Origin of the sequence: Micromonospora sp. Mcm103 (genome assembly GCF_024519755.1) — a bacterium.
Lineage (GTDB): Bacteria > Actinomycetota > Actinomycetes > Mycobacteriales > Micromonosporaceae > Micromonospora > Micromonospora aurantiaca.
Genome location: NZ_JALJRJ010000014.1, coordinates 78,157 through 88,812, shown reverse-complemented (window position 1 = coordinate 88,812; position 10,656 = coordinate 78,157). Strand labels below are relative to the sequence as shown.

Below are 10,656 nucleotides of genomic sequence, written 5' to 3'. Positions count from 1 at the left end.
CGCGGCTACCGGGAGGAGTGGGGCGCCCGGTCGACGCGCAGCGGCAGCGCGGTCAGCGCCCGCAGGCTGAAGCTCGGCACCGCCCGGCGCGGCGCACCGGCGAGCGCCAGCCCGGGCCGGGCGCGCAGCAGCGCGGTGAGCGTCGCGGCGGTCTCCAGCCGCGCCAGGTAGCCGCCCACGCAGGCGTGCGCGCCCCGCCCGAAGCCGAGGTTGCGGTTCGCGCCGGGCCGGCCCACGTCGAGCCGGTCCGGGTCGGGGAACGCCCGCTCGTCCCGGTTGGCGGAGCCGACCAGCAGCATCACCGGCTGCCCGGCCGGGATCGTGACGTCGCCGACCCGGTGCTCCCCGGTGGTGACCCGGGTCGCGGTCTGCACCGGGCTGTCGTAGCGCAGCAGCTCGTCCACCGCGCCCGTCGTCAGCGCCGGGTCGGCGCGGAGCCGGTCGAGCTGCTCCGGGTGCCGCAGCAGCGCCAGCATCCCGTTGCCGATCAGGCTCACCGTGTTGTGGTGCCCGACGATGAGCAGGAAGACGCCGTTCACCAGCAGCTCGGCGAGCGTCATCGTCCGCTCGGCGCGCTGCGCGGCCAGCCACCTGCTCATCAGGTCACCGGTCGGCTCGCGCCGGCGGCGGGTCAGCAGCCGGCCGAAGTAGTCGCCTGCTTCCCGGGTCGCCTCGGCCGCCGCGTCCCGCTGCGCGTCGCTGAGCAGCGCGTCCGGGTCGGAGGCGGCGCCGAACGCGCGCGACCACCGCTCCAGCAGCGGCCAGTCGGCCCGGGGCAGCCCGAACAGGCGTCCGATGACCGCGATCGGCACCGGGTACGCGACGTCGGCGACGAGGTCGATCTCGCCCCGGTCCGGCAGCGCGCCCACCACCTCGGCGACGGCCGCGTCGATCGCCGGGCGCATGGCGTCCACCGCCTGCGGCACGAACTCGTGACTCATCGCCGAGCGGATGCGCGGGTGGTCCGGCGCGTCGAGCGCGTTGAGCGGCAGCGGGAACCGGGCGTCGATGCCCCGGGTACGGAAGTACTCGTCGTACGCGGTCAGCCGGCCCAGGTCGCAGCTCAGTCGCGGGTCGCGCAGCCCGGCGCGGACGTCGTCGTACCGGGACACCAGCCAGATGCCCGCGTTGGTGCGTACCGCCGGCGCCTCGTCGCGCAGCCGGCGCAGGAACGGGTACGGGTCGTCGGCGTACGCGGCGCCGGTGACGGTGGCGAGGAAGTCCGCCGCGATTCCGGGCGGGGAGGAGGTGGTCATCGGTGGCCTCCGTCGACTGTGGTGCCTGCGGATCGGCTGGGCGAGAATACCGGGGGCCAGGGCTCCGTCACCCATTATCCGGAGGTGGATGGCCCTCATGAAAGTCGTGGTGACCTGCCAGCCCGCGGTCGGGCACTTCCATGCGATCGCCCCGCTCGCGCTCGCCGCCCGGTCCGCCGGGCACGACGTCACGGTGGTCACCGGACGGGGTCTCGGCCCCTGGGTGACCCGGGCCGGGCTGGACGTGGTGGAGGTCGGCCCGGCGTGGCTGGCCGACGGGCCGAGGACGTCGGCGTTCGACGACGAGCGCCGGCGGCTGCGGCTGATGGCCATGGCCACCGCCGCGCTCATCCCGGGCATCGTCGAGGTGCTCCGGGACACCCGCGCCGACGTGCTGCTGCACGAGTCGCTGGAGTGGGCCGGGCCGCTCGCCGCCGACGCGGTGGGCGTGCCCTACGCGGCGCTCGGCCAGCTCCCGCGCCTGCCCCGGGCGGTGACGGCGCAGACGATGGGCGCGGGCTGGAGCCAGGCCCGCACCCGCCTCGGACTGCCCGCCGACCCGGGCATGACGCGGCTCTACCCGTACCTCTACCTCGACGCGTACCTGCCGAGCATGCAGCCGCTGTCCGACGATCCGCTGCTGTGGTTCGGCGGACGGGCCGAGGACGAGGTGGTGCACCCGATCATGCCGCCGCTGTACCAGGTGGACGGTCCGGTGCCGGACTGGCTCACCGCCCCCGCGACACGGCCGCTGATCTACATGACCATGGGCACCGCGTTCAACCAGACGCCGCATCTGTTCCGCGCCGCCGCGCGGGGCCTGCGCGACGAGGACGTCGACGTGGTCATGACGCTCGGCTCCGGCGTCGACCTCACCGCCACCGGCATCGACGCGCCGAACGTGCGGCTGGCCGAGTACATCCCGCAGGACGAGGTGCTGCGCCGCACCGCCGTGGTGCTGCACCACGCCGGCTACCTGACCACCGTGGGCGCGCTGCGGCACGGCCTGCCGATGGTGGTCGTCCCGGTCGCCGTCGACCAGCCGTACCACGCCCACCGGCTCAGCGCGGCCGGGGTGGCGATCCGCCTGGACGAGGCGGCGGCCACACCGGAACGCATCCGCGACGCGGTGCGCGCCACCCTGGACGACGACCTCTACCGGCGCAACGCCGCCCGGCTCCAGGCGGAGATGGCCGGGATGCCCGGCGTGGAGCGGGGCATCGAGCTGCTGGAGCGGCTGGCCGAGGAGCGCCGGCCGCTGCGCGCGGCCGCATAGGACGGATCCCGGCCGCGTACGCCCGCACGTGTTCGCGCGGCCCCCTCGCAGAGAGGCGACAGCCATGCGCGTACCAGTGGAGACCGTCGACGCCGAGCCGGCGCCGCTCGGCCGGATCCTGCTCACCGGCGCGACCGGCCGGGTCGGTGCCCGGCTGCTGCCCCACCTCAAGCGGCTCGGCGGCGAGGCGCGCCTGCTGGTGTGGGGCCCCGGCCCGGGGCCGGGCGGCGGCCGGCTCGTCACCGGCGACCTGCGCGACCCGGCCGTGTGCCGCAGCGCGGTCGAGGGGGTCGACGCGGTGGTGCACATCGCGTCCGCGTTCGTCGGCCTGGACGGGCCGGGCGCCGAGGAGGTGAACCGGACCGCGACCGCGGCGCTGGCCCGTGCCGCGCTCGACGCCGGGGTGCGCCGGTTCGTGCAGATGAGCAGCTACCTGGTCTACGCGCCCGCCGGCGACCGGCCGGTACGCGAGGAAGACCCGCTGCTGGAGTCGCCGGAGTCGTCGTTCCCGGCCGCGAAGCTCGGCGCGGAGGCGGCGCTGCGCCAGTTCACCGGCGGGGAGCTGGAGGTGTGCGTGCTGCGTGTCGCGTTCACCTACGGCGAGGGCGACCCGCATCTCGCCGACGCGCTGAGCTGGGCCGCGCACCGGCCGGACGACGAGCGGCTGCACCTGGTGCACCACGCCGACGTGCGCGCCGGCATCTTCGCCGCGCTGCGCAGCCCGGCCGCCGCCGGGCACACGTACAACCTGGCCGACGACGAGCCGGCCTCGGCGGCGTTGCTGCGCCCGCTGGCCGCGGAGTTCACCGCGCGCGGCGCCGGAGCCGGCGACGCGGAGGAGGGCGGCCCGCTGGGCTGCGTCGTGGACACCACCGCCGCCCGCCGTGACCTGGGCTTCCGGCCCGACTACCCATCGATCGAGGACGCCCGCCGCGCGGGCCGCATGTGACGGAGGACGCCACCATGACCGCGACCGCTGAGCACGCCCCGGCGATGACGATCGGCGGCGTGGCCGAGGAGGCGGCCGCCGTCCTCCCGGTCGACAACCCGGCCACCGGCGCGCCGCTGGGCGCCGCCCCGGTCTGTTCCGGCCGGCAGCTCGACCGGGCGATGGACGCGGCGCTCGCCGCCGCCGGCGGCTGGGCCGCCGACGACGAGGCCCGGCGTGCCGCGCTGCTCGCCGCCGCGAAGGAGGTGTCGCGGGCCGCGTCCCGGCTGGGCGCCCTGGTCACCGCCGAGCAGGGCAAACCGACGGCGATGGCGATCGCCGAGGCGTACGGCGCGGCCGGCGCGCTGCGCTACCACGCCGGACTCGACCTCGGCGCCGAGCTGCTGCGCGACGACCGGCGCGGGCACGTCGAGCTGGCCCGCCGTCCGCTCGGCGTGGTCGCCGCGATCACCCCGTGGAACTTCCCGGTCGCGATCGCCGCGGCCAAGCTGGCCCCGGCGCTGCGGGCCGGCAACACGGTCGTGCTCAAGCCCTCGCCGTACGCGCCGCTGGCCGTGCTGGAACTGGGGCGGCTGCTGGCGCCACTGTTCCCGCCCGGCGTGGTGAACGTCGTGTCCGGCGGGGACGACCTCGGCGCGGCGATGGTCGCGCATCCGGTGCCGGCGCACGTGTCGTTCACCGGGTCGGTGGCCGCCGGGCGCCGGGTCGCCGCCTCCGCCGGGGCCGGGCTCAAGCGGGTCACCCTCGAACTCGGCGGCAACGACCCGGCGATCCTGCTCGACGACGCCGACCCGGACGCTATCGCCGAGAAGCTGTTCTGGGAGGCGTTCGCCAACAGCGGGCAGGCGTGCATGCTGGTGAAACGGCTGTACGTGCCGGCGTCGCGGCACGGTCGCGTGGTCGACGCGCTGGCCGACCGGGCCCGGGCCACCCGGGTCGGCGACGGCGCGGTGAAGGGCACCGAGCTGGGGCCGCTCACCACCGGGGCGCAGTTGCGCCGGGTCACCGCGCTGGTCGAGGCGGCCACCGCCGGGGGAGCGCGGGTCGCGGCCGGTGGCGCGCCGCTGCCCGGCCCGGGACGGTTCTTCGCCCCCACCGTGCTTGCCGGCGCCACCGACGACCTGGCGGTCGTGACGCAGGAGCAGTTCGGGCCGGTGCTGCCCGTCGTGCCGTACACCGATCTCGACGACGCGGTCCGGGCCGCGAACGCCGGCCCGTACGGGCTGGGCGCCTCGGTGTGGTCGGCGGACCCGCAGCGCGCCTGGGACGTCGCCGCGCGGCTGGACGCGGGCACGGTGTGGGTCAACTCGCACGCCGAACTGACCCCGGACCAGCCGTACGGCGGCCTGAAGTGCAGCGGGCTGGGCGTGGAGGGCGGCGTGGCCGGGCTGCACGGCTACACCGGCGCGCAGGTGCGTCACCGTCCCCGGTGAGCCGCCGTCCGGGCGCCCTCTCCGGGGCGCCCGGAGCGCGGGTCAGGTCAGGCCGCTGTAGAACAACGCGCCGATGACGGCCCGTTCCGCCTGCGGCAGGCGGGCGTGCGGCACCGCCCGGCCGGTCAGCGCCAGCCCTTCGCGCGGCTGGTAGACGAAGTCCAGCCCGCCGTCGGGGAAGTTGCCCGCCTCCCGCACCCACCGGTCCAGCCAGGCCGGGTCGTGGCCGGTCTCGTCGAGGTACGAGCGCATCGGCCCCGGGTCGCCGGCGATGGTGAACAGCAGCGACACCTCGCACGTCGGCTGGTCGGTGTGCACGCCCAGGTAGTCGCCCTTCTCGTAGCGCAGGTACGTGCACCGGGTCGGGTGCATGGGCCGGCCCATCCGGGCGCTGATCTCGGCGACCAGCGCCGGATCTTCGTGGATCTTGATGAGGGTCGGCCCGGCGCCCAGGTACGCGTTCATCGACCGGCTCACCAGCGCGTCGTGCTCGACGTCCCAGCCCGGCTGCGGCCCGCCCGCGAAGGACTCCCCGCGCGGGGCGGCCAGCAGCACCTCGACGTCCTTCATGCACTCCCGCGCGGTGGCCGCCGAGATCAGGTCCGGCATGTGCCAGTAGTAGCCGGACGGGTCCAGCATGGACAGGTAGTCGCTGCGCCGGCCGCTGGACTCGCGCAGCAGCGCCGCGTACTCCTCGTCCACCTCGTGGTCGGTGGGCCGCCGCACCACCCGCGACTTCACCGCCCTGATGATCAGCGGGCCCTGCGGGAACATCTGGTCGTACGTCGCGTCGACCAGCGGGCCACCGCCGGCCAGCGGTGACACGTCGGCCGGCGGCACCCCGGCCGACACGGCCAGGCGCTCGTACAGCCGGATCGAGGCCGGCGGCTCGTCGCGCAGTCCGAGGTGGTGACGCAGCCGCCAGCGCCGCCACTCCAGCTCCACCTCGTTGATCCGGTGCCGGGGCCACCGGTACGAGCCGCCGGGTGCGTACAGCGCGTCCCGGATGTGCTGCACGTCGATCGCGCGGACCCGGTCCGCGGCGGTGCGGAACAGGGCCGACGCGTCGGCGCCGGACGCCCAGGTGGCAGTGGACATGGTGTCCCTCCGGTCAGGCCGGCGCCCGGCGGCGCCGGCTCACTCGTCAGGCCGGTCGGTGGTCCCGCCGCCCTGCGCCAGCGCGGCGGCGTCGCGGGCGCATCCCCACGAGAGCATGACGCCGTTCCCCGCGTGGCCGTAGTTGTGCACGACGAGCGCGTCCCCCCGGCGCTCGGACTCCACCCGCGGGGCCGGGCGGCCGGGGCGCAGCCCGACGGTGTGCGCGAGCACCTCGGCGCCGGCCAGGGCCGGCTCGATCGCGGCGCACCGCGCGACGATGTCCCGCTCCTCGTCCGGGTCGGGCGTGGTGTCGTCGCTGCGCCGCTGCGCGCCGCCGAGCACCACGTGGTCGCCGTGCGGGAAGATCGACGCCCAGGTGGGCGTCATCGGCGCCTCCAGGAAGAACCGCTCGATCCCCGGGTTGCGCACCACGATCTTCGGGCCGCGCACCGGGTACAGCTCGTCGTCGCCGGTCAGCGCCCGGGCGGCTAGCCCGGTGCAGTTGACCACCACCGGCGCAACAGTCGCCGCCTCGTCGAGCGAGGCCACCGGCTCGGTGCGCAGCTCGCCGCCGGCGTCCAGGAAGCGCTGCTGGAGGTACGCGAGGTAGACGGGCATGTCGACGAGCGGCAGCCGGACGGTGAACGCGGTGCCGAAGCCCGCCGGGCGCTCGTGCTCGTCCAGCGGCCGGAAACCCGGGGTCTGCTCCACGAACGGCGGGGTGGCACCGGCGGGCCGGGCGGCGAGTACGCCCTCGCGCAGCGTCACGCCCGGCATCGGCTCGTCGCGCAGCACCCGCAGCGTCTCGTCGGTCCAGGCGCGCTGCGGGTCGTCCGGCGGTGACAGGTTCGGGCCGACCAGCGCCGAGGCCTGCATCGAGGTCGTCCGCGCGGGCGGTTCCGCGGTACGGATCAGCACCCGCGCGCCTCCCTCGGCCAGCCGGATGCCGGTGCTGAGACCGGTGACACCGGCACCGAGGACGACGACGTCCGGACGTGCGGTCATGAAGGATCCTCCGAGTGTGCGGCGGCTGTGGTCAGCTGTCCTGTCAGGAAGATTCTCCACAGCTCACGCCGCTTCGGCTTGCCACTCGTGGTTCGCGGGATGGTGCCGACGCCGGCCCGGACGAACACCAGGTCGGCGCCCTCGGTCACCCGGCCGACGAGCCCCTGCGCCGCCTCCAGCCGCAGCGGATCGGCCTGCTCGACCACCACCACCGCGGTCGGCCGGTCCCCGCGCATGCCCAGCAGGACGGTCTGCCGGTGACGCGGCAGGCCAGCCGACTCCAGCGCCGCCTCCACGTCCTCGGCCAGCAGCGTACGGCCGCGCACCTTCACGCTGTCGCCGATGCGGCCCAGCACGAACAGCTCGCCGTCGTGCAGGAACCCGGCGTCGCCGGTGACCAGCGGCCCGTCCCGGCGGCCGGTGTCGGCGTCCGGCGGCTCGTTGTGGTAGCCGTCGGTGAGGCAGGGACCGTCCACCACGATCTCACCGACGTGGTCCTCCGGCAGTTCCCGGCCGTCCCGGTCCACGACGGTGACCCGGATCCCGTCCAGCGGGCGGCCGGAGCCGACGAGCGCGCCACCTGTCTCCGGCGCCAGCGGCACCGGCCCGTCGAGCACCACCCGCCGCGGGTCCAGCGGCACCGACGTCCACAGCTCGTCCAGCGGCAGACCGGTGACGGCGAGCGTCGCCTCGGCCAGCCCGTACGCGGGCAGGATGGCGCGCGGGTCCAGCCCGTACGGGGCCAGCAGCCGCACGAAGCGCTCCACCGCGCCGGCGCCGACCCGCTCGGCGCCGACGATGACCGCCCGCCAGGCGGAGAAGTCCATGCCGTCCAGGTCCTGCGGGCGTACCTTGCGCGCGACGTGTTCCAGCCCGAACGTCGGCATCGCGGTGAGCCGCGCGCCGTGGACGCCGAAGCAGCGCAGGTAGCGCAGCGGGGATCGGACGAACTGCTCGGGGGAGAGCAGCCACAGGTCGCTCTGCCGCACCACCGGCGTGATGAGGCAGCCGATCAGCCCCATGTCGTGGTGCATCGGCAGCCACGACGCGGTCGGATCCTCCGGCCGCATCCGCAGCCACCGCGCGATGGCGGCCACGTTGGCCTCCAGCGCCGGCACCGGCACCCGGACCCCGCGCGGCGCCCGGGTCGAGCCGGAGGTGAACTGGAGCATCGCCAGCTCGGCCGGGGCCCAGCCCGGCCACGGGCCCGGGTCGGCGGTGGCGATCACGTCGTCGTCGACCCGCACCGGCACCGGCGGCGGCACCAGCCCGGCGAGCTGCCCGGCCAGCGCGGCGGACGTCACCACCATGCGCGGGGCGGCCCGGCCGACCAGGTGGGCCAGCGCCCGCGCGTACCCGGTCAGGTCCTGGCCGAACGCGGGCGGCGCGGTCGGCACCGGCACCGCGCCGGCGACCATCGCGCCGAAGTAGAGCTGGATGAACCGGGGCCCGGTGGGCTCCACGATCACCACCGTGTCGCCGTCGGCGGTCCCGGCCGAGCGCAGCCCGGCGGCGACCCGGCGGGCGCCCTCGGCGAGCCGCTCGTAGCTCCACTCGTCCCACCCGTCGCCGGGCCCGGCGAAGCGGACCGCCGCGTCCGGGCGCGGCCGGTGCACCCAGTCGGTCAGCGGCGAGCCTGCCGCCGCGGCGCGATCCTGTCCGTCCATCGGGGACCTCCTGGGCACGGGTGGGCGGAGCGTAACGCGGTGCCACGCGACGGCGGCAGGCCCGCGCGAGCCGGCCGGCGGGCACGCTTGCGGCGCCGGCCGGCCCGGCGCGAGCATGCGCTCGACGTGTGACGTGGGCGCGATGTCCCTGGCACGCCTGCCCGGTCAGGTGCGGGCAACTGGGCATTCTGCCCAGTTGAACGGACCCGGCGAGGAGGCTGCGAAGGTGCCTGGACGATCCCTGATCTGCGGACTGAAGGTCACGCACGACGGCGCGGTGGCCGTGATCGACGACGGTCGGCTGCTGTTCTCCACCGAGGCGGAGAAGCTCCACAACCACAACCGCCACTCGGAACTGCACGACATCGACGTGATCCACGACGAACTGCGCCGGCACGGCCTGTCGGCGGGCGAGCTGACCGGCGTGGCAGTCGACGGCTGGGCCCGGGACCGGGACGGCACCTCGTACGTGTGGCTGCTCGACGGCGCGCGCCCGCACCCGCTGGACGTGGCCGGCTACGAGGACCCGGTGACCGACGCGGCGCGGCCCCTGGACGCGCGGCACGGCCCGCTGCCGCAGCGGTTCGGCCCGGCCGGTTTCGCCAGCTACACCCACGCCACCGGGCACCTGTTCGCCAGCTACTGCACCAGCCCGTTCGCGCAGCGCGGCGAGGCGGCGCTCGGCCTGGTCTGGGACGGCGGGATGCCGCCCTTCCTCTACCTGGTCGAACCGGACGGACCCCGGGTACGCGGCGTCGGCCGGGTCAACGAGTTCATCGGCGGCCTGTACCCGATCTTCGCCTCGCACTTCGACCCGTTCCGGGTCGACCGGCGCAGCGCCGACCCGGACCGCCGGTTCGGGATGGAGGCGCTGCTCCCGGTCTCCGGCAAGGCGATGGCGTACGCCGGGCTGGGCAAACCGGTGGAGGCGGTGATCGACGTGATGGGCGCCGTCACCGCGCAGTTCGGCGCGGTCGACACGCCGATGCGCTCGTTCCAGTGGAGCCAGCGGGTGCTCCAGCTCGCCCGGGGCCTCGGCGCCACCGACGCCGAGCTGCTCGCCTCGTTCCAGGAGTACCTGTTCCGGGCCCTGGTCACCGGCATGGTGGCGATGCTCGACCGGCACCCGGAGCTGCGGGCGCTGCCGCTGTGCCTGTCCGGCGGCTGCGCGCTGAACATCAAGTGGAACTCCGGCCTGCGGAGCAGCGGGCACTTCCCGCGGGTGTGGGTGCCGCCGTTCCCCAACGACGCCGGCTCGGCGATCGGCGCCGCGTGCGCCGAGATGGCCCGCACGACCGGCCGTACCGGTCTTCAGTGGAGCGAGTTCGCCGGGCCGGAGCTGCGCTGGGACGGCGTGGTGCCGCCGGGCTGGACGTCGCGGCCGTGCCCGGTCGAGGACCTGGCCGCGCTGCTGCACGAGCGCGGCGAGGTGGTCGTCGTGCTCACCGGGCGGGCCGAGCTGGGCCCGCGCGCGCTCGGGCACCGCAGCCTCATCGCGCCCGCCACCAGCCGGGACATGCAGCAGCGGCTCAACGAGATCAAGGGCCGGGAGTGGTACCGGCCGGTGGCGCCGATCTGCCTGGAGGAGCGGGCGCCGGAGGTGTTCGCGCCCGGCACCCGCGACCCGTACATGCTCTTCGACCACGACGTCCGGGCCGGCTGGGTGGAACGCATCCCGGCGGTGGTGCACGTCGACGGCAGCGCCCGGCTGCAGACCGTCGACGCCGGCAACCGGGTGGTCCACGACCTGCTGCGCGCCTACGAGCGCCTCAGCGGCGTACCGGTGCTCTGCAACACCAGCGCGAACCTGCCGGGACGCGGTTTCTTCCCCGACCCGGGCACCGCCATGTCCTGGGGCCGCACCCGGTACGTGTGGTCCGACGACGTGCTCTACGAGCGCCTCTGAGCCCGCCTCCGGAGGGTGTCCGCGGTCGAGTTCGCGCACGCTTCCGGGGGCGCTCGGGGCGGGGTT

8 protein-coding genes are annotated in these 10,656 nt (G+C 75.7%); 4 read left to right on the top strand and 4 right to left on the bottom strand.

Going from position 1 to position 10,656, the window contains the following annotated elements; translation table 11 throughout:
• Nucleotides 1–5: 5 nt before the first annotated feature.
• Nucleotides 6–1,256, bottom strand: a complete 1,251-nt coding sequence (locus tag OC439_RS30305) for a cytochrome P450 (RefSeq protein ID WP_135239695.1) — start codon at nucleotides 1,254–1,256, stop codon at nucleotides 6–8.
• 97 nt (nucleotides 1,257–1,353) lie between these two features.
• Between OC439_RS30305 and OC439_RS18445 the strand changes: the two genes are divergently transcribed.
• The 3 genes from OC439_RS18445 to OC439_RS18435 all read left to right on the top strand — a co-directional run bounded on the left by OC439_RS18445 (nucleotide 1,354) and on the right by OC439_RS18435 (nucleotide 4,914).
• Nucleotides 1,354–2,532 (top strand): glycosyltransferase, encoded by a 1,179-nt coding sequence (locus tag OC439_RS18445; RefSeq protein ID WP_135239696.1) that lies wholly within the window; start codon nucleotides 1,354–1,356, stop codon nucleotides 2,530–2,532.
• A 64-nt stretch (nucleotides 2,533–2,596) separates the two neighbouring features.
• Complete coding sequence (locus OC439_RS18440; RefSeq protein ID WP_135239697.1) at nucleotides 2,597–3,481, top strand: NAD-dependent epimerase/dehydratase family protein; 885 nt, start codon at nucleotides 2,597–2,599, stop codon at nucleotides 3,479–3,481.
• Between the two features lie 14 nt (nucleotides 3,482–3,495).
• A complete protein-coding gene (locus OC439_RS18435) occupies nucleotides 3,496–4,914 on the top strand; it encodes an aldehyde dehydrogenase family protein (protein ID WP_209310267.1) in 1,419 nt (472 codons plus the stop codon).
• 42 nt (nucleotides 4,915–4,956) lie between these two features.
• Here the strand turns inward: OC439_RS18435 and OC439_RS18430 are convergent, their stop codons facing one another.
• From OC439_RS18430 to OC439_RS18420, 3 genes are read right to left on the bottom strand one after another with little or no spacing between them, the layout of a single operon-like run.
• Entirely contained in the window at nucleotides 4,957–6,012 is a 1,056-nt protein-coding gene (locus OC439_RS18430; RefSeq protein ID WP_262014497.1) for a hypothetical protein, read from the bottom strand.
• A 39-nt stretch (nucleotides 6,013–6,051) separates the two neighbouring features.
• Nucleotides 6,052–7,017 carry an FAD-dependent oxidoreductase gene (locus OC439_RS18425; protein ID WP_262014496.1) on the bottom strand — a complete coding sequence of 322 codons (966 nt, stop codon included), beginning with the start codon at nucleotides 7,015–7,017 and terminating at the stop codon, nucleotides 6,052–6,054.
• Nucleotides 7,014–8,684 carry an AMP-binding protein gene (locus OC439_RS18420; RefSeq protein ID WP_262014495.1) on the bottom strand — a complete coding sequence of 557 codons (1,671 nt, stop codon included), beginning with the start codon at nucleotides 8,682–8,684 and terminating at the stop codon, nucleotides 7,014–7,016. Before OC439_RS18420 ends, OC439_RS18425 begins: the two co-directional genes overlap by 4 nt.
• Nucleotides 8,685–8,910: 226 nt before the next feature.
• Between OC439_RS18420 and OC439_RS18415 the strand changes: the two genes are divergently transcribed.
• Complete coding sequence (locus tag OC439_RS18415; protein WP_262014494.1) at nucleotides 8,911–10,590, top strand: carbamoyltransferase N-terminal domain-containing protein; 1,680 nt, start codon at nucleotides 8,911–8,913, stop codon at nucleotides 10,588–10,590.
• Nucleotides 10,591–10,656: the final 66 nt, after the last annotated feature.

Excerpts from the sequence above, each read along its gene's own strand:
- OC439_RS30305 (WP_135239695.1), bottom strand. The coding sequence starts at position 1,256 with ATGACCACCTCCTCCCCGCCCGGAATCGCGGCGGACTTCCTCGCCACC.
- OC439_RS18445 (WP_135239696.1), top strand. The coding sequence starts at position 1,354 with ATGAAAGTCGTGGTGACCTGCCAGCCCGCGGTCGGGCACTTCCATGCG.
- OC439_RS18440 (WP_135239697.1), top strand. The coding sequence starts at position 2,597 with ATGCGCGTACCAGTGGAGACCGTCGACGCCGAGCCGGCGCCGCTCGGC.
- OC439_RS18435 (WP_209310267.1), top strand. The coding sequence starts at position 3,496 with ATGACCGCGACCGCTGAGCACGCCCCGGCGATGACGATCGGCGGCGTG.
- OC439_RS18430 (WP_262014497.1), bottom strand. The coding sequence starts at position 6,012 with ATGTCCACTGCCACCTGGGCGTCCGGCGCCGACGCGTCGGCCCTGTTC.
- OC439_RS18425 (WP_262014496.1), bottom strand. The coding sequence starts at position 7,017 with ATGACCGCACGTCCGGACGTCGTCGTCCTCGGTGCCGGTGTCACCGGT.
- OC439_RS18420 (WP_262014495.1), bottom strand. The coding sequence starts at position 8,684 with ATGGACGGACAGGATCGCGCCGCGGCGGCAGGCTCGCCGCTGACCGAC.